The sequence below is a fragment of the Sphingorhabdus sp. M41 genome (assembly GCF_001586275.1).
GTDB lineage: Bacteria > Pseudomonadota > Alphaproteobacteria > Sphingomonadales > Sphingomonadaceae > Parasphingorhabdus.
Genome location: NZ_CP014545.1, coordinates 2865924 through 2885441, shown reverse-complemented (window position 1 = coordinate 2885441; position 19518 = coordinate 2865924). Strand labels below are relative to the sequence as shown.

Sequence of the window (19518 nt, the reverse complement as noted above, 5' to 3'; positions counted from 1 at the left end):
AAATCAGCGCTTCTTGGCAATTTTCAGCTTGTCCAGCTTGGACCGTGTGCGGATCGATTCTTCACTGCGCGTCAGCGCCTTGGAAATGGCCTTTAGGGTCATGCCCTTTTTCGCAAAGGCGTGAAGCTTCTGGATTTCTTCGCTGGTCCAGGTCTGCTTGTGGCGTTCGAAATGGTCTTTCATGGCTTTCGGTCTAGCAGATTATTGGGAGCGTGCACCCAATAAGAATTCCGCACGCTCGGCCGCTGGCAATAGCGGGCTTTGCACAGCGCCATTTGTCCGCTAGCCCCGATCAGTATTTACAGATGGAGTCATTCATGCAGTTTGACGAAGTAGTCCTCGGCCGCCGCAGCATACGCGGCTACAAGCCGGAACCCGTACCGAAAGAACTGATCGAGGAGATCCTCGAACTGGCGATGCGCGCGCCATCGTCGATGAATACGCAGCCGTGGAGTTTCTACGTCATCACCGGTGAACCGCTGGAGAAAATCCGGGCAGGAAACACCGAACGGATGTTGGCTGGCGTGCCGCAATCGCGCGAATTCCGGACCGGTGAGGCCTTTGCCGGACCGCACCGCGAGCGGCAGATCGGGGTGGCGAAACAGCTTTTCTCGGCAATGGGGATCGAGCGCGACGACAAGGAAGCGCGGCAGGACTGGGTGATGCGGGGTTTCCGGCAATTTGACGCGCCGGTATGCGTGATCATCACCTATGACCGCGCGGTGGACGGCAGTGACGATACGCCCTTTGACTGTGGCGCCGTGGCAACCGCGTTGGTCAATGCGGCTTGGTCGCGGGGACTGGGTACGGTGATCAACAGCCAGGGCATCATGCAGTCGCCAGTGGTACGCGAACATGCAGGGATCGCCGATGATCAAGTGATCATGAAAAGTATCGCGCTCGGCTGGCCGGATGAGAGCTTTCCCGCCAACGCGGTGGTATCAACGCGCAAGCCGATTGACGAGGCCGCCGTGTTTGTCGGTTTTGACGGCTAGGCTTGTGCTCCGCACTTGATGCGGAGCCCTGCGCTACAAAGAATAGTTCTCGTCGCCGGAGCTCCGCATCGAGTGCGGAGCACATTCATCTGTTCAGCCGCCCCTCGACCAATGCATCGACAACGCTCGGATCGGCCAGCGTCGATGTGTCGCCCAGGGCGCCATGTTCATTCTCGGCAATCTTGCGCAGGATCCGGCGCATGATCTTGCCGGACCGGGTTTTCGGCAGGGCGGGTGTCAGATGCAAATGGTCGGGCGTGGCGATGGGGCCGATTTCACTGCGGACATGGATGCGCAGTTCGGCCACCAATTCGTCCGAATGTTCCTCGCCCGCATTCAATGTGACATAGCAGTAAATGCCCTGACCCTTGATGTCATGCGGATAGCCGACCACCGCTGCCTCGGCGACCTTGGGGTGAGAGACGAGAGCGGATTCGACTTCCGCCGTTCCCATGCGGTGGCCCGAAACATTGATCACATCGTCAACGCGGCCGGTGATCCAGTAATAGTCATCCGCATCGCGCTTGCAGCCATCACCGGTGAAATATTTGCCCTTATAGGTGCTGAAATAGGTCTGGATGAACCGCTCGTGGTCACCATAGACGCTGCGCGCCTGTCCGGGCCAGCTACCAGTGAGGCACAGATTGCCGTCGGTCGCGCCTTCCAGTATCTTGCCGTCGCCATCCACCAGTTGCGGCTGGACGCCGAAAAACGGCTTTCCGGCGCTGCCCGGCTTCATGCCATGGGCGCCGGGGAGGGTGGTGATCATGATGCCTCCCGTCTCGGTCTGCCACCAGGTATCGACAATCGGCGACTTGGCTTCGCCGACGACATTATAATACCAGAGCCAGGCTTCCGGATTGATCGGTTCGCCGACTGTACCGAGCAGGCGGATCGAAGACCGGTCATGGGCTTTGACCGGCCCGTCCCCCTCGCGCATCAGGGCGCGGATGGCGGTTGGCGCAGTATAGAAAATGTTCACCTTGTGCTTTTCGACCACTTCCCAGAAGCGGCCAAAATCGGGATAATTGGGGATGCCCTCGAACATCAGCTCGGTGGCACCGTTGATCAGCGGGCCATAGACAATATAGCTGTGCCCGGTGACCCAGCCGATATCGGCGCCGCACCAGAAAACCTCTCCGGGCTGATAGTCGAAGACATAGTGAAAGGTCGTTGCTACCCAGACCGCATAGCCGCCGGTCGTGTGGAGCACGCCCTTGGGCTTGCCCGTCGATCCGGACGTATAGAGAATGAACAAGGGATCCTCGGCGTTCATCGGCTCGCAGGGGCAGTCCGCCGGCACATCAATCTTGAGCTCGTGATAATAATGGTCGCGTCCGGCGGTCATCACAATATCGCTGTCCGTATGGTTGATCACGAGAACGGCATCGACCGACACCTTTTCCAGCGCCGCATCGACATTCGCTTTCAGGGGCACCGGCCTGCCGCCGCGCCGACCCGCGTCCGCACAGATCACGAACTTGCTGTCGCAATCCTCGATCCTGCCGGCCAGCGCATCGGGGGAAAAGCCGCCAAAGACCACGCTGTGAATCGCGCCGATACGGGAGCAGGCGAGCATGGCAATCGCCCCTTCGGGGATCATCGGCATGTAGATAGTGACCCGGTCGCCCTTTTGGACGCCCAGTTTCTTCAGGCAATTGGCCATTTTGATGACCTCTGCCAGCAGGTCGGCATAGCTGATCGTGCGGCCGGGCGACTTCGGATCATCGGGTTCGAAAATCAGCGCGGTGACATCGCCCTTGCCGGCGGCGACATGGCGGTCGACCGCGTTGTGGCAGATGTTCAACGCGCCATCTTCAAACCATTTGATCGACACCGGATCGAAGGACCAGTTGGCGATTTTGCCGGGGGCCTTGTTCCAGTCCAGCCGTTCGGCCTGACGGGACCAGAAGCTATCGGGATCGGCGATGCTTTCCTTGTACAACCGGTCATAGTCCGCAGCGGTACAATGAGTGGCATCATCGCTGCGCGGGGATGCAATTAAATCCACCAGATCATTTTTTCCCGGAGCCTCAGTCATCTGTTTCCTCTCTCATATGCTTGCCCGATTGCGGCTTTATATTGTTCTGCAAATATCGTCCGTATCGCTACCCGACTTTGCTCACGTCCGGCCATTGAAATCAAGACCGGCGACAAATTCTGTCACCCATTTTTCTTCCGGGAAGCCTTTATCAATCCACGCCTGTTCGATTGTTGCCAGAGTCCGGGCGACAATCGGGCCGGGTTTGAGGCCGCGCTGGATCAAATCCCCGCCTGTCAGCGGAAAAACCGGCGATTGCCAGTTTTTGAGCTGAGCCAGCATTTCGGGCAGTTCGCTATCGTCGGCGAAAAGCAGGACGACATCACGGGCGGTCTCGACACTGGTGCGATAGGCGAGGGCACGGATGTTCTCCGCATTGTGAAACAGGCGAGGTGCAACTTGCGTCTTGCCGTTCGCCTGCGCTGGTGAACGCTCGGCAATCGCTCGCTGCAATTTCTTCGATAGCTTCAGGCTTTTGGCTATCGCGCCTGATTTATCCCGATCCTTGGGAAGCAGGGCTACCAGACGCCGCACCGGATCGGGCATGATGGCATAGGCCTGTTCGCGGGTGATAAGCTGGCCTAGAATGGTCGTCGCCTGCTCGTCGGTCTCGGCGATGATATGCTGGAATATTTTTCCATCCAGCATCTTGCCGATAGCCAGGCGGGGATCCTCCGTTGCGAGCAATTTCAGCAGTTCATCCGCTACTCTTTCCCGTGACAGTTGTTCCAGTTTGGGCGCTGCGTCGACGCAAGCACGGAAGGCTTCCGGTTCAAGCTCCTGCTTGCCGAAGCGGGCCAGGAACCGAAAATAGCGCATGATCCGGAGATGATCTTCGGCAATCCGTTCTACGGCCGAACCGATGAAGCGGATCTGTCGGTCTTCGAGATCGGCCAGTCCGCCAAAATAGTCGAAAACTTCCAGCGTTTCGGGATCGGCGAAAAGCGCATTGATGGTGAAATCCCTGCGCGCCGCATCTTCCTGCCAGTCATCGCTGAACGCTACCGTAGCGCGCCGTCCATCGGTGGAGACATCGCGGCGAAGGGTGGTAATTTCGACTGGACCGTCGGGCAGCACGGCGGTGACGGTGCCATGGGCGATACCGGTAGGGATGACCTTGATCGACACCGCCGTTAGCCTTTGCATCACATCCTCGGGCAGCAATGGTGTGGCGATGTCCACATCCTTGACCTCGATCTCCAGCAATGTGTCGCGTACGGCCCCGCCGACAAAGCGGGCCTTGCCATCCAGCGCCGCGATCAAAGCAGCGAGCCCGCGTCTTTCTGTCCATTCTGCCGGCGGCATTTTCATGATTTCCAGTCCAGCCTTTTGCCAAGATTGTTCAAGATACCTGCGGTAATTCCCCAGATGCGATAATCCTGCCAGTAGATTTCATAATAATGCCGCTTGCGCCCGTTCCATGTGCCTTCATGTATGGTGCGGTTTTTGGGATCGAGCAGAAACTCGAGCGGAGCTTCGAACCAGCTTTCTACCTCGTCCGGGTCTGCAACAAAGGGCAGGTCGGGCGGGATAACACTCAGCACGGGCTGGATATTATAGCCGCTGCCAGACTGGAAACTGTCGGTCATGCCGATAATGTCGACATGGCCGCGATCGAGCGCGACTTCTTCATGGGCTTCGCGCAATGCGGCATCGATCGGATCGATGTCGCCCGGATCGATCTTGCCGCCGGGGAAAGCAACCTGCCCGGGATGGTTGCGCATATGCTGCGGCCGCTGGACGAAAATAACACCCGGATCCGGACGATCGGTTACTGCGATCAGCACGGCTGCATCGCGCAAGACCTTCAGGTCATCGATATGGTCGCGTTCGTTGTAGAGCAAATGATCGAGATCATTTTCATGCCCTTTCACCAGCGCCTTTTCTAGCCGGTCGCGCAGGGTCATATATCGGTCGCGATGGGGAAAAAGGTGCCGGCAGACCAGATACCAACGGGATCGGCGTCTTCTTCCAGTGCCAGTTCCGCGAGCCCATAGTAAACCGGCCGGGCCAGCACTGCTTCCAATCCCTTGCGCACTTGCAGATAGGGCTGCGGCTTGTCCGCGCCAAATCGTAGTGGATGTTCGGCATTGGCGACCACCAGATGGTCGGTGTTGAGCCGGAAGGCCAGCGTGCGATCGGCACCGCTGCCTTCGCTTTCCAGTTCCACCGCGACGAACGGCGCATCTTCGACGATGATGCTGAGCTTCTGATAGGGTGTGACCAGTGCATAGCTGTCATCGGGCTCGCGCCGCAAGATGCTGGAAAAGGCGCGCACCATGGCGGGACGCTTGATCGGGTCACCCTGATGATACCAGGTCCCGTCTGCCGCGATACGCATTTCGCTGTCGCCAGTCTCTTGCGGATCCCATTGATCGACCGGTGGCAGCTTCTGCGCGTCGGCCAATTCCGCGATTTCCGCGATGGAGAGCGAGGCAAGTTCGGGTGGTGGCGTATAGGGCATGCAACCGGACTATTGCCCGGCGCCATTTCTGTAAAGGCTTAGACTCGCTATCTTGTCCAGGGGCCGAGTGTGCCGGTCTTCGGCAATGTCTGCGCCGGATTAGCGCGGACGAGTAACCGTGAAGGTTCCCAAGGCCCTGGCAGCGTCCATCCGCCGGTGCCTTCGGCTGTAAATCCGAAGAACCGCTCATAATATTCAGGGTCACCGATCATTACCAGAGGCAGCGGATCATCCGGCTGAATCTCCTTCAGCAGGGCCGCCATCATCGCCCGGCCGATACCCTCGCGCTGAAAGTCCGGATAAACCGCCACCGGACCAACCATAATCATGGGGTGCATCTGTCCCTCCTCATCGGTCAGAGCCACGGGCCAGCATTGAATAGATCCGAGCAATTCGTGCTTTTCCTGATCCACGGCGGCCAGCGACAGGCCCTCGAGCATGTCCATGCCTTCGCGCAGCTTGTAGGCAGTGCGGTCGTGCCGATCCTTGCCAAAGGCAGAGTCGAGCAGGGCTTCGACCAGTTGCGGATCGATTTCGGCGAGAGGAATGATGCTGGTCAAGGCGTTGGTCTCGTATATCAGGAAAAGCGCGCGCTACTCCGCTTTGCGGTAAATGTCGAGCCGCATAGGTTGCAATTGCATGATCGCGAAGCGCCAGCTAAAAGATTGATCTGTTAAGGGAGTTTGCGCGTGATGGACCAGAACAAGCCAACCGAACCATCGACTGGCGATACGCCACCGGCCGCTGCACCAGCCAAGCCGGCAAGACGGGGTTCGCTGCGCCGCGACCCCAAAGGCTGGCTCATTCTGCTGCTCGGCCTGGGCGCGCCGCTGGCATTTGTCATTGCCGCTGTTGGCGGAGGCATTGGTCTGTGGGGCTGGCAAGCTGGTCTGGCAGCGATACCATGGATCATATTGGTGGCCTTGCTCACATTGCTTCTGGCGATTGTCTTTATCGTGCTGAACCGGCGAAAAGGTCGCAAGACGCGCTGGCCACTGCTGGGTCTGGGGATGGTTGCTACGCTCGCCTTTCTGGGGTTTTGGATACCTTATGTCGTGGCGATTCTTACGCTCCCGGCGATTCATGACATTACCACCGATCTCGCCGATCCGCCGGAGTTTACCGCGCTTACCCTGCGGGCCGATAATTGGGACAATATCCCGGGTGCGGATGACGGTGACATGCGCGGCATGAATCCCCGCCAGCGATGGGCGACGGCGCATCAGGATGCCTATCCGGACATCCGCTCCGTTCGTATCGACCAGCCGGTCGCCGAAGTGATCGAGAAAGCCAAAAGGCTGGCAGAAGATCGCGGCTGGAAAATTGTCAGCGTCGATCCCGCATCCGGCAATCTGGAAGCGACCGACACGATCTCTCTGTTCCGGTTCAAGGATGATATTGTGATTCGTGCCCGTTCGGCGGAAAATGGCGCGGCCAGCATTATCGACATGCGTTCGGTCAGCCGCGTCGGCGTGCATGACCTCGGCGCAAACGCCAAGCGCGTCCGCCGTTTTTTGAGCGACTTGTCGGGAACGACTACCGCCGCTTCGCAATAGGTCTGTTGTAGCGGGGGGATCAGCCGGTTGGAGTCAGTTTCAGCAATCGGCCGCCTTCGCCATCTTCCAGCACATAGATTGCGCCATCGGGCCCCTGTTCCACTTCGCGGATACGAGTGTCCATCAGGAAACGCTCTGCCTCTTTAGCACTGTCACCATCGAAGCTGATGCGAATTAGCGCCTGACTGGCGAGGCCGCCAATAAAGGCGCTGCCTTGCCATGCAGGGAATAATTTGCCGGAATAAAAAATCAAACCGCTGGGCGCAATCGTCGGCACCCAGGCCACTTTTGGCGCTTCAAATTCCGGGTGCGTGTCGTGATTGGGTATTTTCTTCCCATCATAATGATCGCCTTCCGATACAATCGGATAGCCATAATTGGCCCCGCGCTGGACGAGATTCAACTCATCGCCGGCTTTCGGACCCATTTCCTGATTCCAGAGACGTCCCTTGCTGTCGAACGCGAGACCCAATATGTTGCGGTGGCCCAGTGACCAGATTTCGGGAAGCGCGTCTTCCTTGTCTACAAACGGGTTATCCTTGGGAACGCTGCCATCCGGATAGAGCCTGACAATCTTGCCGAGATTGGCAGCCATATCCTGCGCAGGATCAAATTTCTGCCGCTCGCCCGAACCAATGAAGAGATATTCTCCATCGGGCGAAAAGGCGATGCGATGCGAAAAATGCCCTCGACCCTCGACCTTGGGACTTTGCTTCCAAATGGCTTTGAGGTTTTTTAGCGCCGGTTTCTGGCCCTTCAGTTCCAGCCGCGCCCGGCCGACCACGGCGCCCCGCGTGTCTTTATCTCCCGCTTCGACCCAGCTGAGATAAACCATGTTGCTGGTCGCAAAATCGGGTGCGAGTACGATATCGCCAAAGCCGCCCTGACCACCATAGTCCACCTCGGGCACACCGCCGATTTCGGTTTTCTGTCCCTTTGCGTCAACCAGCTGCAACTTCCCGGCTTTTTCGCTGACAAGCATGCGACCATCGGGAAGGAAGGTCATCGCCCACGGTTCATCAAAGCTGGCAATGGCGGTTGTTTCGAAAGGCTTGCGATCCACCGGAGAAATATCTGCCAGAGCCTGCGTTTCCGTCGAAGCGCCCCCATTGGCCTGTGCATTTTCTCCATTCGTGCAGGAAGCCATGAGGATTGCGATCGAGAGCGAAAGTCCAATATTTTTCATGAGATTCCCGTGTTTTATCATCAAATTTGTGCCAGCCACCTTTGCGTGTCAGTATAGAGGAGCCGAGGCAATTTTCCTAGGCCAATCAGAGGTTTTTTGCCCATGAATCTGCCCGTTCATCGCTTGCTTACCATTATTGGTTAAGGCGACTGCATGTTTGGACGAAAATCAAGAAGCGATGATCCGCGTCCTTTGTCAGCGGTTTCCCATGGCGTGGGTGTGGCAGGCCTGATCGGTCTGGCGTCCTGGGTGCTGATCGCCCGGCAATATGGTCTGGACGGCCCCTATTCCGCGCTCGCCGCCTGTCTGGCCTGTGCGGTACCGATGGTGATCTGGTCGCTGCTGATGGACAAGGTCCATTTGCGGCCCTCCACCGGGATCGACTGGCACAATCCGAAAGCGCTCAAAGAGACATTCGACATCAGTCTGGTGAAGCTGGCAGGCCTATGGGCAACCTGGGGCATTATCGCGACCATCTATTGCGTCGGTCGATGGTACTGGACCGGCCAATATCAATTTTCAATGGAGATCATGGAAACCGCCGCGCCCTGGTTGTTCGTGCTGTCCATTCCCTATGTTCTGTTCATGGACCGCTTTACCATTGAACCGCGCGACGGTGCCTGGCATTTTGGCCAGCTGCTGACCGGCAGGAAAAGCGAGTTTGAGCGCGATCAGATTTTTCATCATCTGCGCGCCTGGGCGGTGAAGGGCTTTTTCCTGGCGTTCATGCTGTCGATCGTGCCCGGCGGTTTTGCTGATCTGGTGCGGCTGGACCTTGATGAACTGGCAGGCAATCCTGTGGTGATCGCCCATTGGCTGATCATCGCGATGTTCGTCGTCGATGTCCAGTTTGCCACGGTTGGCTATATGCTGACGATGAAGCCGCTTGATGCGCATATCCGCACTGCAAATCCCTATCTGGCTGGCTGGGTCGCCGCCCTGATCTGCTATCCGCCGTTCATTCTGATGGGCGATGACGGTCCGCTCAACTATCATGTCAACACCGCCGACTGGGCTTATTGGTTCGAGGGTCATGCCACTATTCTCTGGATCTGGGGCGGCATGTTGGTTTTCCTTACCGCCATCTACGCCTGGGCGACGGTCGCCTTTGGCCTGCGCTTTTCCAATCTCACCCATCGCGGAATATTGACCCATGGTCCCTATAGCTGGACCAAGCATCCCGCCTATGTCGCAAAAAATGCCTATTGGTGGCTGGCGACCATGCCGTTTCTGGTAACCTCCGGCAGTGTTACCGACTTCGTGCGCAATACGGTGCTGATAGCGGCGGTCAGCGGGGTCTATTACTGGCGCGCCAAAACCGAGGAAAAGCATCTGCTGAGCGACCCGGTCTATAAGGATTATGTCGAATGGATGGACCGCAATGCGCCGATCCCCCGCGTGCTAAACTGGACCAAGCGGCGTATCGGCTGGTGGACCCCGGACAAGGGCAATGCTCCCGAAATTCAGCCTGCCGAATAAGATTGTTGAAACCATCCGGTGTAGCTAATCTTGTCCCATGACAGTGATCGGAACGGACGGAAAACACCGCTGCTTCGGCGGCCAGGCGGGCAAGGAATTCTACGGCCTTTATCATGACCGGGAATGGGGTGTGCCGGTTCATGATGACCGCTTGCTTTTCGAAAACCTGATCCTCGAAGGCGCGCAGGCCGGCTTGAGCTGGGAGACAGTGCTGCGCAAACGCGAGGGCTATCGCCGTGCCTTTCATGATTTCGATATCGAACGTTGTGCGATGATGGCGGATGGCGAACTGGAAGCATTGCGCGAAGAACCAGCGATCATCCGCAACCGGCTGAAGATTTACTCGGTCCGCAAGAACGCGCTAGCTTTTCTTAAGATACAGAGAGAATATGGCAGCTTCGATGCATGGCTCTGGGGCCATCTGGACGGGCCTCCGCCCGTCAACCGACCCAAATATTTTTCCGACATGGGGACGACGTCCGCGATCAGCGACCTCATATCCAAAACCCTGAAGAAACGCGGCATGAGCTTTGTCGGCAGCACTATCATCTATGCCTATATGCAGGCCATCGGGATGACCGACGATCATCTCGCCGGATGCTGGAAAGCCTGATCAGCTCGGGTTCTTGAGATAGGCAATCACGTCGGCGCGTTTCTGCGCATCTGGCATGCCGGCGAAAATCATCTTGGTTTTCGGGATCACCCGCTGGGGCTTCTCGAGAAACTGGAACAGTTTTTCTTCTGTCCAGATGATATCACTATTGGCGCTGGCTTCGCTATATCTGAAACCTGCCACTGAACCCGCTTCGCGGCCGATGATATTGGCCAGTGACGGGCCGACGCGGTTCATGCCGGGGTCGACCACATGACAGGTGCGGCACTGCATGAAGGCGGCTTTTCCGGAGGCGGCATCACCGGTCAGGCTCGCATAGGAAGGACCGTCCAATGTAGCGATATCGTCAACGGCCGGTGGTCCGCTATCGGCGGGCGGCGCTGTTGCTGCAGGATCGGTTGCTTCGGCTGTGCCTGACGCTGGCTTGCTGGGCTCCGAACCGCCGCTCGAACAGCCTGCCGTCAAAACAGCCAGGGTGACTATTGCAGCTACTGACTTCATGCTGACCATATTTTTCCTATCGCATAATATTGATAACAGATTCAGTATCCTAGTCGTCTGGCGCCGACTAATGCAAAATCGAATTACCCATCTGTCATTTTGACTTTTCCCGATCAAGCCTTTTGTGTCCAGGCGGCCTTTTAAGGGTGCGCTTTTGGAGTTCCGGTCCCGCAGGTACCGGAAGCCGTGCTGGCGGGGGCTAAAAAAAGCCGCTATCATCGGCGAATGTGCAGATTTCAAAACGGGGTGCTGACAAGGTACCAAAAATTGCGGTTTGCCAAACCGCCTATATTTACGCAGCTGAGAAAGAGCGACGCATGATATTGGAATTGAAGAAATATGTGTCGCGTTTGCCCGAAAAAATCTGGTTCCGGGCGATGCTGTTCAGCGTGGGCGCTATTGCCGCAGCAGCAGCGGCAGAATGGGTGGGCCCCCTGATCCCCTATGAAGCGGACCTTGAGATCGCCAGCGGTTCGGTGGGCGATATATTGACGATATTGGCCTCCAGCATGTTGGCTGTGATTGCCTTTTCGGTGTCCATCATGGTCTCGGCATATGGTTCGGCGACCAGCACGGCCACGCCCCGAACCATTGCTCTGATGCTTGCTGATGATCGATCGCAAAATGCCTTGTCGACCTTCCTTGGAACATTTCTGTTCAGCATTGTCGGCATAATCGGATTATCTGCCGGCTATTATGATGACCGCGGCCGGATCATCCTGTTTTTCGCCACGATTGCCGTGATTGTGCTGATCAGCGGGACATTGATCAACTGGATCCAGCAACTCTCGACCTTCGGCAGGATGAATGATCTCATCGGACGTGTCGAGCAGGCAACGTCAAAAGCATTGCGCTGGCACGGGCAACATCCCTTTCTGAACGCGCAGCCAACGGTGGAAATACCGCAGGATGCGCTTGCCGTCAGTTGTGATATCGCCAGCGGTGTCGTAACTTCGATCGATATGGGGCGTCTGGAGGAAGCCGCCGAGAAATATTCTGTCACCGTCTATCTTACCATACACCCCGGGAAACTGATTTATCCCGCTCGGCCCTTGCTCTATCTCTCCGGTGAGGGCGTTAATGCAGTGGATCCGCAATCCTTTCGGGATGCGATTTTGGTCGAAAATAATCGCAGCTTTGCTCAGGACCCCCGGTTCGGGCTGGTGGTTCTCTCCGAAATAGCCTCCCGAGCATTATCTCCCGCCATCAATGATCCGGGCACAGCCATTTCGGTGCTGGATAGTGGTCTGCGCTGTTTTGAGGTCTTTGCGGAAGCCAGCATCGAACCACAAGATGCCCGATATTCCAGAGTGCATGGCCCGGTGATAGAAACAGAGGATCTGTTTACCGATTTTTTCGCGAAAATCGCGCGGGATGGCGCTGCTATGGTGGAAGTGCATCAGCGCGTTCAGCTATGTTTACTAGCGCTGGCCCAGTCATGGCCGGAAAAATTCTCTGAAGCGGCGTCAGATGCCTCCCGCCAGGCCCTGGCGAGAGCGCTCGATACGATCGTCCACAAGCCGGACATAAAAGATCTGAAAGCAAGATCGCAAAAGGTTACTGATTGCTGCAAAGCTTAGGTTCGCGAGCGCGGATATGATGGCTGGCGGGAAGATGAGCCGGAAAACGCGACCCTCGACATACGCAACTCGTCGAGATCGCGATTTCCGGCGCAAACCTTTGGGTCGAAGGTGAATTCGGACATCGCCCATCGATTAGTCTATATTACGCGGAGATAATTGGTTGGTTCCACGACGGTCAGTATTTTTTATCGAGACTGTCGCGCGCGTTGCTTCTGTTCTCAGTCAGCTGTGAAGGCCGCGACGATATCCGGGATAGCAACAGGACTGTCCATTTTGCGCAGTGCCGAAATTGCGTCCTGGATGACTAGATTATATTGAGCGGCAGGGCCTTCCAGCGCGCAAGGCGTCGCTCCGACAGACCGGATGAGGCCATAGGCTTTCTTGTTGTTGCGCAGGATATCGATCCGCAATTGCCGCAAACCTTCGCAAAAGCTGTCCAGAAATAACGTTGTCATCAGGATTCTCGCGACGCCCAGGCCGTGATACTGATCCAATACTGCAATTGCGAATTCTCCAGTGTCGCTGGTTTCCGTCTCACGAAAAACATGGGCGGCGGCAATAGCGGGATGATCTTCTTCATCCATATTGATGACCCCCCATGCAAGATGATTGACTCCATCGACGCTCGCCAACCGCTCTACGACCGAAGGAGGCATGGTTTTGGAGCCGGAAAAGAAGCGCAAATAGCGGCTCTGGTCGGACATCTGGCTGATTCCTTTTTCAATTTCCTCCAGGTCGGACTGACGAACGCGCCGCAGGCAGATATTCGTACCATTGTCGAGCTTGGCATCCACTGACTGGACCTGGTTCTGAAAAGACAAAGGCTCAGCCATCAAATGTCTCCTTGCCGCTCTGCGATTACCGGGCTTCAGGCCGGGCATCGAACCTTCGCGAAGGGAGCGCAGTTCGCCAGCAGATATTGCCAGACTGTTGAGCGAGTGGATTATTTGTTCGTTCATAGGTTCAAAACGCACAAATATTGGAACGGTTGCATATATTATTGTGCTACCGGGAACTCTACCCCACCGGAGAGGTTGATCGCCTATGTCAAATATATTCAAGCCCGGAGAAAATTGCTGGCGTGTGGAACATGCTGACAGGGCTGCGGTTCTCATCGACGGGGAAAATTATTTCCGGGCGGTGAGAAAGTCTCTCGCGCAGGCCAAGCAACGCATCATGCTGCTGGGCTGGGATTTCGATGAACGCGTGGAAATGCATGACACATCGGAGCAACCGGACGGCCCTTTGCAAGTCGGAGCCTATTTCGATTGGCTGCTCAAGAAAAACCGCGATCTCGACATCTATGTGCTGCGCTGGGATACCGGGGCTTTAAAATCCTTTGTCCGGCTTAACGGGCTTTTGACGCTGGCGCGCTGGTATTTGCATCCAAGGGTTCATTTTAAACTCGATTCTCACCATCCGGTGGGGGCAGCGCATCATCAAAAGATCATTGTGATCGATGAAGACACGGCTTTTTGCAGTGGTATCGATGTTGCGAATAATCGCTGGGATACACGCGCTCACGAAGAGAGCCAGGAGCAGCGGTATCAGCCGGACGGCAATGATGCCGGACCCTGGCATGACGCGGCGATGGTGGTTCAGGGAGACGTTGCGCGGGCTTTATCCGAATATGCCGGACAACATTGGCGGGACGCTGGCGGTAAGCAAGTCAAGGCGGTCAGTGCCAGCGCGGACTGTTGGCCAGCGGGCTTGGACGCAGATTTTACCGATTGTCCCGTAGCCATCGCGCGGACATTGCCGGAAATGGACGATCAGCAGGGCGTACATGAAATTGAAAGCCTGTATCTCGACCTGATCGGCGCGGCGAAGCAGTTCATCTATGCGGAGAGCCAATATTTTGCATCCGCCCGGATCGCCGGCGCCATTGCCGAACGATTGTCAGAGCCCGACGGGCCCGAAGTCATAATCGTCAATCCGGAAAGTGCCGAGGGCTGGCTAGAATCCGAAATCATGGATTCAACGCGAGCCCGATTGTTTGAAGCAGTGAAAGCGCGGGACAAATATGACCGGTTTCGTATGTTGCACCCGTTTAATGCCGCTGGCACGCCGATTTACGTCCACGCCAAAATAATGATTGTCGATGATCAGTATCTGCGCATCGGATCGTCCAATTTTAATAACCGCTCGCTCGGTTTTGACAGCGAGTGCGATGTGGCGATCGATGCCTCCGCGGTTCAAGGCGGAACGGTGCCCGGCCAGATTGCCAGCGTCCGGAACGATCTTCTGGCCGAGCATCTTGGGGTGGAGGAGCGAGAAGTTGGCAGTTCTATTGAACAGACCAATTCCCTTATCGTTACCATCGAAGCTCTCAATAAAGCGGGTCGCCAGCTTCGGCCATATCAAACGCCGGATGTCGGAGCGGCAGAAGCCTGGTTGGCGGACAATGATGTCCTCGACCCGAAGCGGGCCGATGACGTATTCGCAGGCATCATTTGACAGCTCACCAAATCCGATCGATTGAAGTATCCCTTCAAGTCACCGTCAGGCGGCGGTTTCGGTTTGTTTCGGCTGGTCTTTTTCCTGAATTTTCTTGATGATGATTCTGGCTGCTACCGAAATAGCACCGGCCGCGATGGTTCTGATGATGTAACGCATGTCATTCTCCTGTTTTTGCTAGATCATGTTCATTCAATCTACCGATGAGCAGCGCTTTGGTTGCATAGGATGCCAATTCAGCGGCCAAAGTTCATCGTCCAGATAGCGATGATCAATGCGATAGCGCCGGACGCCATCAAGCCGGATATTATCCGCATATTGGTGGGCTTTACCGGGGTTGCATGATGCGAATTCAATCGAATTTGCACTGCGCAACCATTGCGCTGCGCTACCCAGAAAATGAAAATACCGATGATCATGAACAGCGTTGCGATTGCCTTTGGCACCCAAAGCGGTTCGAGTTTCCCAAATAGCGCGTTGAACCCCAGTCCTATCCCAACCGCAGCCAAACCGGTGCGCATCCAGCCCGCGAAAGTCCGTTCATTGGCCATGATCGTCCGGTCTTCAGCCCACTCCGTTCGATCCTCCGCAAGATCTGTGCGTTCATTTGCCAGGTCCGTGCTGGATGGTTTCTTTGTCATCATGGTCCCCTATGGCCTTCGGCTGCGATACCATTGCCTACATATCAAGGCAGCCCCGATATCCCTCTTTGGAGGAATATCGAGGCCTGCTCTGACAGATATATAACAGTTTAGTCGCTTCAGACTAGATAGCCCGGGCAGAGCCTCTTGGTCCTACGAAGAACCAGAGCAATAATCCGATGACCGGGAGGATCAAGATGATCAGCGACCAGATAATCTTGGCACCCATTGAAGAGCCGCTTCCCCAAACGCTAAGCAGCGCCCAGATATCGAGAGCCAAAATCAGAAGTCCAATAATTCCATATTCCATGATGAGTTCCTTTGTGTAAATAATGCCTGAAATGCGTGTTTAGGAAGTCGCTTCTTCCAGATGGTCGATCAGACGGCCATCCGCCCGCAGCTCACCCTGGTAGTTCCGCAACAGTGTCTTGGCGGATACCGACAAGTCATCATGCTCGAGTGCCTTTTCGAATTTCGTACGGAGATATTCTTCGCCTGTCTCAACCGCCTCGATCGCGGCTTCGTCATTATCCTGCAGTGCAGCGCTCAGGCCCATGAAAACGCGATGGGCCGATGCCAGAATCGTGCCGTCGCTTTCGGGCGTGTCTCCGAGTTCCACTATCTCGTTGCGGACGGCAGCGGCCATCGCGCGGCGGGAGGCGGCGCGGCGGGTGAAGAAATCCTTGAAAGTGCTCCGATTTGCAATCTCGGCGGCTTTTTCATAGCCATGCGTTGAGTCGATCAGGGTTTCCAGAACGTCGTTCAGTATTTCGGTGGTGGTGTTGTTTGTCATTTCGTCCTCGTTGTTCGTTGCATATGAACAACCAACATCGGACCGGCTTGTCGGTTCCAAACTAAATTTTTCCCGTTCGCAGGAACTCTTGCTATGCTGCAACGTATGCGAATGTCCCTGATCGGAGAATTATGTCCCAATATCGCTGGCTTCTGACCATGATCTTACTGGCAATAGCCATTTCCGGAACCACCCCTACGCACGCGATTGTCGGTCAGGCCAGTGCCCAGGTGCAGCTGAACGAACCGGCCGCCGAACCGGAACCCGCGATAGATCCGGCGGCGCCCGTCACCGACGATGACGCTATCGCCGTTCGATTGCGCGGTATTTTTCAGGAGATCAAAGGCCTGGAAAATGTTGTCGTGGCGGTGGACGCCGGCGTTGTAAGCCTGTCCGGGTCAATCGCCGACAATGCATCGGCTGACCGCGCCAAAGCTATTGCGCAGCGCGTTTCCGGCGTCGTTACGGTAGAAACAAAGTTTGAACGTGATGTTTCGGTGGGTAGCAATGTTGAGCCGGTAGTCGATAAATTTGGCGCGAGCTTGCAGAATTTCCTTTCGGCGCTACCGCTCATCGGAATAGCCTTTCTCGTCGCGATAACCGTGGGGCTATTGGGCCATTTCTTTGCCTCGCGCATGGGGTTCTGGGAACGGGTGACGCCAAATATATTCCTGGCCGAACTCATCGCTGGTTTTGTCCGTGTCATTTTCATCCTGCTCGGGATATTTATCGGCCTGGATATCCTGAACGCGACCGCTCTGCTCGGAGCCGTGCTCGGCGGCGCGGGCGTAATCGGTTTGGCGGTTGGCTTTGCCCTGCGCGATACCGTCGACAATTATATGTCCAGCATCATGCTGAGCATTCGTCAGCCTTTTCGCGCCAATGATCATGTGCTGATCGGCGCGCAACAGGGCAGGGTGGTCCGGCTAACCTCGCGCGCAACAATCCTGATGACGTTGGACGGAAATCACCTGCGGATTCCCAACGCCACGGTGTTCAAAGCGGAAATATTAAATTATTCTCGCAACCCGCAGCGTCGGTTTAGCTTTGAACTCGGCGTGGATGCCAATGACGACCCGGCCGCAGCGATTGAAACCGGATTGAAGGCGATCAACGGGCAGGAATTCGTCCTGAACGAACCCGAAGCAACAGCAGAAATCAGGGAAGTTGGTGATTCCAATATCCTTATCACCTTTCACGGCTGGATCGACCAGCGGAACAGCGACTTCAACAAGGCAAGGGGCGCGGCGATCCGCGTTACCAAAAATGCTTTGGAAGAGTCCGGCTTCGCCCTGCCGGAGCCGATATATCGATTGCGCTTCGATGATGGGGCAGAACAATTGGTCGAGACCTTCAGCAAAACTGAGCCGAGTGATACGGTGATCGAAAAACCTGAAAAAGCGGTCGCAAAGAAAGCATTTGACGTTTCGCCAGAGGATCATGTTGAGAAATTGGTGGCGTCGGAGCGATCCGATGATGGTTTATCCGATCTGCTCGACGATCAACAACCAGTGGAATGATGGTTCATAGCGCTAATCTATGTTAGAGCGACCCGATTGAAAATCGAGTATTTCGCAGCTCAATAAGAGGTTGGGCTAAGAAACCACCGCCAATAGAAAGTTGTCTGTGCCCGACCAAGCGATCACCTCTCTCATTTATGTGAGCACCGCAAGACCTGGCCTTGATCAAGACGATTTTCTGGCGCTGATGACAACATCGCAACGGAACAATCGGCGTTTCGGCATTACCGGATTGCTTGTTTTCAACGGATTCAATTTCATGCAGTTCCTTGAAGGGGATCGGTCCGCGACCAACGAGCTCATGCACCGGATCAGAATGGACGAGCGGCACGGCGGGATGAATATTCTCAGCCAACAGCAGGCGCACCGCCGCCAATTTTCACAATGGAATATGGCGGGGCAATATTTGCCGGTGACACAAGGCTTGGGACAGTCCGACCTTTCTGCCTTACTGTCCGGGGTTGCGGTAACAGACGCTACTCGGATGGTGTTTCAGAGTTTCCGCTCTCTCGGTGCCAAACGCCCCGAACGATGAATGGGATGAATGAATAGGGGCGAATTGATGCTGTGCATCCTGATAGCGGGGTGAACTTTCTCGGCTTCTTTCGCATTCCATATTCAGATTGAATTTGTTTTCTGCCGTGCCCAATTTTTGTGATTTCGATTTTGAACGTTCATGTCGCTAACGCGGGCTGGCTTGGTTTGTCCCTGCCAAGTGGACATTCCCGATAAAAATTTCTATGCAACCTTTATGCAACCTTTACGGACATCAGGTGTTCTTTCTTCAAGCATTAAAATAAACGAAAACGAGGCATGGTTTGGCGAGCCAAGGAAAAGATAAAACCGATTCATCGAAGCTTGATGATGACGGACAGCAGTCAAAGGACATGCCGGTGAAAAGCAAGGAAGACATGCAACAGAGATTGGGCCTCGGGCTTAAGAACATGTATCTCAGTGTTCTGGATGAGCCACTACCGGACGATATGCTGGCGCTTTTGGATCAGCTGGATGATGACGACGATTCTGACTCTAGCGGGTCGGACGACAATGAGTAAGCCTCAGGCTTTACCACCGGCGCAATTCAAACAGCAATTGACAGAAGCGATTCCGCATTTGCGTGCGTTTGGGCGCAGTCTGGCGGGCGATCGGGACGTTGCGGATGATCTGGTTCAGGATACATTGTTGAAAGCCTGGGCTGCACGGGACCGCTTCATTGCCGGAACTTCAATGCGCGCATGGACATTCGTTATTTTGCGCAACACATTTTTTTCAAGCATGCGCCGCAAGAAATTCAGCGGAAATTACGACGAACTGGTTGCGGAGAGAATATTATCAGCGCCAGCTCCCCAGCAGGAGCCTCTTCATCTTGCCGATTTGCAGCGCGGGCTGATGGAATTATCGGATGACCAGCGAGAAGCCATAATATTGGTCGGCGCGGGTGGCTATTCCTACGAAGAAGCGGCGGAAATCGCTAATTGCGCCGTCGGTACAATGAAAAGCCGCGTATCACGCGCACGCAAGACGCTGGAAGTCATCCTCGAGGAGGGGCGGTTTACGTCTGCCTCGGACGGCCATGCCAGTCTGACGGCTACGGCGCTTGAAAATATCATTGGTGCGGTGGAAAAAATTGCGCCCTAGCGCGACTCTGCCTGTCATTTAAATCAGCAACAAGAGCGGTACCGTTTGTTT

Annotated in this window: 22 protein-coding genes; 10 read left to right on the top strand and 12 right to left on the bottom strand. The window is 55.7% G+C overall.

The window, feature by feature from the left end:
* Window positions 1-3: 3 nt before the first annotated feature.
* The gene (locus tag AZE99_RS13700; RefSeq protein WP_067202192.1) at window positions 4-183 is read right to left on the bottom strand and encodes a hypothetical protein; all 180 of its coding nucleotides are present in this window, start codon (window positions 181-183) and stop codon (window positions 4-6) included.
* Between the two features lie 134 nt (window positions 184-317).
* On the opposite strand from AZE99_RS13700, the gene AZE99_RS13695 reads away from it, so the two are divergent.
* Entirely contained in the window at window positions 318-995 is a 678-nt protein-coding gene (locus tag AZE99_RS13695) for a nitroreductase (RefSeq protein ID WP_067202190.1), read from the top strand.
* Window positions 996-1080: 85 nt separating this feature from the next.
* On the opposite strand, the gene acs is transcribed toward AZE99_RS13695, so the two are convergent.
* From acs to AZE99_RS13670, 5 genes are all read right to left on the bottom strand, one after another.
* Window positions 1081-3036: an acetate--CoA ligase gene (acs, locus tag AZE99_RS13690; protein WP_067202188.1), complete on the bottom strand. Its 1956-nt coding sequence runs from the start codon at window positions 3034-3036 to the stop codon at window positions 1081-1083.
* Window positions 3037-3117: 81 nt separating this feature from the next.
* Window positions 3118-4347, bottom strand: coding sequence for a CCA tRNA nucleotidyltransferase (locus AZE99_RS13685; RefSeq protein ID WP_067202185.1), 1230 nt, complete (start codon window positions 4345-4347; stop codon window positions 3118-3120).
* Window positions 4344-4943, bottom strand: a complete 600-nt coding sequence (locus tag AZE99_RS13680; protein ID WP_067202182.1) for a CoA pyrophosphatase — start codon at window positions 4941-4943, stop codon at window positions 4344-4346. The genes AZE99_RS13685 and AZE99_RS13680 overlap by 4 nt, the downstream gene beginning before the upstream one ends.
* Complete coding sequence (locus AZE99_RS13675; RefSeq protein WP_067202181.1) at window positions 4940-5500, bottom strand: DUF1285 domain-containing protein; 561 nt, start codon at window positions 5498-5500, stop codon at window positions 4940-4942. Before AZE99_RS13675 ends, AZE99_RS13680 begins: the two co-directional genes overlap by 4 nt.
* Window positions 5501-5547: 47 nt before the next feature.
* On the bottom strand, window positions 5548-6060 hold the full coding sequence (locus AZE99_RS13670) for a GNAT family N-acetyltransferase (protein ID WP_067202178.1): 513 nt from the start codon (window positions 6058-6060) through the stop codon (window positions 5548-5550).
* 132 nt (window positions 6061-6192) lie between these two features.
* On the opposite strand from AZE99_RS13670, the gene AZE99_RS13665 reads away from it, so the two are divergent.
* Window positions 6193-7056, top strand: coding sequence for a DUF1499 domain-containing protein (locus tag AZE99_RS13665; RefSeq protein ID WP_067202175.1), 864 nt, complete (start codon window positions 6193-6195; stop codon window positions 7054-7056).
* A 19-nt stretch (window positions 7057-7075) separates the two neighbouring features.
* Here AZE99_RS13665 and AZE99_RS13660 read toward each other — a convergent pair whose 3' ends face one another.
* Entirely contained in the window at window positions 7076-8242 is a 1167-nt protein-coding gene (locus tag AZE99_RS13660; protein ID WP_067203714.1) for a PQQ-dependent sugar dehydrogenase, read from the bottom strand.
* A gap of 153 nt (window positions 8243-8395) precedes the next feature.
* Here AZE99_RS13660 and AZE99_RS13655 point away from each other — a divergent pair, with 153 nt between their 5' ends.
* On the top strand, window positions 8396-9721 hold the full coding sequence (locus tag AZE99_RS13655; protein WP_067202174.1) for a methyltransferase family protein: 1326 nt from the start codon (window positions 8396-8398) through the stop codon (window positions 9719-9721).
* Between the two features lie 37 nt (window positions 9722-9758).
* A complete protein-coding gene (locus AZE99_RS13650; protein ID WP_067202171.1) occupies window positions 9759-10334 on the top strand; it encodes a DNA-3-methyladenine glycosylase I in 576 nt (191 codons plus the stop codon).
* On the opposite strand, the gene AZE99_RS13645 is transcribed toward AZE99_RS13650, so the two are convergent.
* Window positions 10335-10835, bottom strand: a complete 501-nt coding sequence (locus AZE99_RS13645) for a c-type cytochrome (RefSeq protein ID WP_231862623.1) — start codon at window positions 10833-10835, stop codon at window positions 10335-10337.
* 317 nt (window positions 10836-11152) lie between these two features.
* Here AZE99_RS13645 and AZE99_RS13640 point away from each other — a divergent pair, with 317 nt between their 5' ends.
* Window positions 11153-12415, top strand: a complete 1263-nt coding sequence (locus AZE99_RS13640) for a DUF2254 domain-containing protein (RefSeq protein WP_156472280.1) — start codon at window positions 11153-11155, stop codon at window positions 12413-12415.
* Between the two features lie 221 nt (window positions 12416-12636).
* On the opposite strand, the gene AZE99_RS13635 is transcribed toward AZE99_RS13640, so the two are convergent.
* The gene (locus AZE99_RS13635; protein WP_067202164.1) at window positions 12637-13251 is read right to left on the bottom strand and encodes a GNAT family N-acetyltransferase; all 615 of its coding nucleotides are present in this window, start codon (window positions 13249-13251) and stop codon (window positions 12637-12639) included.
* Window positions 13252-13462: 211 nt separating this feature from the next.
* On the opposite strand from AZE99_RS13635, the gene AZE99_RS13630 reads away from it, so the two are divergent.
* Entirely contained in the window at window positions 13463-14875 is a 1413-nt protein-coding gene (locus AZE99_RS13630; protein ID WP_067202161.1) for a phospholipase D-like domain-containing protein, read from the top strand.
* 236 nt (window positions 14876-15111) lie between these two features.
* Here the strand turns inward: AZE99_RS13630 and AZE99_RS13625 are convergent, their stop codons facing one another.
* From AZE99_RS13625 to AZE99_RS13615, 3 genes are all read right to left on the bottom strand, one after another.
* The gene (locus AZE99_RS13625; RefSeq protein WP_067202158.1) at window positions 15112-15519 is read right to left on the bottom strand and encodes a YidH family protein; all 408 of its coding nucleotides are present in this window, start codon (window positions 15517-15519) and stop codon (window positions 15112-15114) included.
* Window positions 15520-15640: 121 nt separating this feature from the next.
* A complete protein-coding gene (locus tag AZE99_RS13620; protein WP_067202155.1) occupies window positions 15641-15826 on the bottom strand; it encodes a PLDc N-terminal domain-containing protein in 186 nt (61 codons plus the stop codon).
* Between the two features lie 39 nt (window positions 15827-15865).
* Window positions 15866-16309: a PA2169 family four-helix-bundle protein gene (locus AZE99_RS13615; protein WP_156472279.1), complete on the bottom strand. Its 444-nt coding sequence runs from the start codon at window positions 16307-16309 to the stop codon at window positions 15866-15868.
* Window positions 16310-16440: 131 nt separating this feature from the next.
* On the opposite strand from AZE99_RS13615, the gene AZE99_RS13610 reads away from it, so the two are divergent.
* The 4 genes from AZE99_RS13610 to AZE99_RS13600 all read left to right on the top strand — a co-directional run bounded on the left by AZE99_RS13610 (window position 16441) and on the right by AZE99_RS13600 (window position 19467).
* The gene (locus AZE99_RS13610; RefSeq protein WP_067202150.1) at window positions 16441-17829 is read left to right on the top strand and encodes a mechanosensitive ion channel family protein; all 1389 of its coding nucleotides are present in this window, start codon (window positions 16441-16443) and stop codon (window positions 17827-17829) included.
* 106 nt (window positions 17830-17935) lie between these two features.
* Window positions 17936-18364: a BLUF domain-containing protein gene (locus tag AZE99_RS13605; protein ID WP_197460201.1), complete on the top strand. Its 429-nt coding sequence runs from the start codon at window positions 17936-17938 to the stop codon at window positions 18362-18364.
* Window positions 18365-18722: 358 nt separating this feature from the next.
* Entirely contained in the window at window positions 18723-18884 is a 162-nt protein-coding gene (locus AZE99_RS16315) for a NepR family anti-sigma factor (protein WP_231862622.1), read from the top strand.
* The gene (locus AZE99_RS13600; protein ID WP_156472278.1) at window positions 18877-19467 is read left to right on the top strand and encodes a sigma-70 family RNA polymerase sigma factor; all 591 of its coding nucleotides are present in this window, start codon (window positions 18877-18879) and stop codon (window positions 19465-19467) included. Before AZE99_RS16315 ends, AZE99_RS13600 begins: the two co-directional genes overlap by 8 nt.
* Window positions 19468-19518 lie beyond the last annotated feature (51 nt).

Bases quoted from the DNA above. Each gene is read 5' to 3' on its own strand.
- AZE99_RS13700 (WP_067202192.1), bottom strand. From the start codon at position 183: ATGAAAGACCATTTCGAACGCCACAAGCAGACCTGGACCAGCGAAGAA.
- AZE99_RS13695 (WP_067202190.1), top strand. From the start codon at position 318: ATGCAGTTTGACGAAGTAGTCCTCGGCCGCCGCAGCATACGCGGCTAC.
- acs (WP_067202188.1), bottom strand. From the start codon at position 3,036: ATGACTGAGGCTCCGGGAAAAAATGATCTGGTGGATTTAATTGCATCC.
- AZE99_RS13685 (WP_067202185.1), bottom strand. From the start codon at position 4,347: ATGAAAATGCCGCCGGCAGAATGGACAGAAAGACGCGGGCTCGCTGCT.
- AZE99_RS13680 (WP_067202182.1), bottom strand. From the start codon at position 4,943: ATGACCCTGCGCGACCGGCTAGAAAAGGCGCTGGTGAAAGGGCATGAA.
- AZE99_RS13675 (WP_067202181.1), bottom strand. From the start codon at position 5,500: ATGCCCTATACGCCACCACCCGAACTTGCCTCGCTCTCCATCGCGGAA.
- AZE99_RS13665 (WP_067202175.1), top strand. From the start codon at position 6,193: ATGGACCAGAACAAGCCAACCGAACCATCGACTGGCGATACGCCACCG.
- AZE99_RS13660 (WP_067203714.1), bottom strand. From the start codon at position 8,242: ATGAAAAATATTGGACTTTCGCTCTCGATCGCAATCCTCATGGCTTCC.
- AZE99_RS13655 (WP_067202174.1), top strand. From the start codon at position 8,396: ATGTTTGGACGAAAATCAAGAAGCGATGATCCGCGTCCTTTGTCAGCG.
- AZE99_RS13650 (WP_067202171.1), top strand. From the start codon at position 9,759: ATGACAGTGATCGGAACGGACGGAAAACACCGCTGCTTCGGCGGCCAG.
- AZE99_RS13645 (WP_231862623.1), bottom strand. From the start codon at position 10,835: ATGAAGTCAGTAGCTGCAATAGTCACCCTGGCTGTTTTGACGGCAGGC.
- AZE99_RS13640 (WP_156472280.1), top strand. From the start codon at position 11,153: ATGATATTGGAATTGAAGAAATATGTGTCGCGTTTGCCCGAAAAAATC.
- AZE99_RS13635 (WP_067202164.1), bottom strand. From the start codon at position 13,251: ATGGCTGAGCCTTTGTCTTTTCAGAACCAGGTCCAGTCAGTGGATGCC.
- AZE99_RS13630 (WP_067202161.1), top strand. From the start codon at position 13,463: ATGTCAAATATATTCAAGCCCGGAGAAAATTGCTGGCGTGTGGAACAT.
- AZE99_RS13625 (WP_067202158.1), bottom strand. From the start codon at position 15,519: ATGATGACAAAGAAACCATCCAGCACGGACCTGGCAAATGAACGCACA.
- AZE99_RS13620 (WP_067202155.1), bottom strand. From the start codon at position 15,826: ATGGAATATGGAATTATTGGACTTCTGATTTTGGCTCTCGATATCTGG.
- AZE99_RS13615 (WP_156472279.1), bottom strand. From the start codon at position 16,309: ATGACAAACAACACCACCACCGAAATACTGAACGACGTTCTGGAAACC.
- AZE99_RS13610 (WP_067202150.1), top strand. From the start codon at position 16,441: ATGTCCCAATATCGCTGGCTTCTGACCATGATCTTACTGGCAATAGCC.
- AZE99_RS13600 (WP_156472278.1), top strand. From the start codon at position 18,877: ATGAGTAAGCCTCAGGCTTTACCACCGGCGCAATTCAAACAGCAATTG.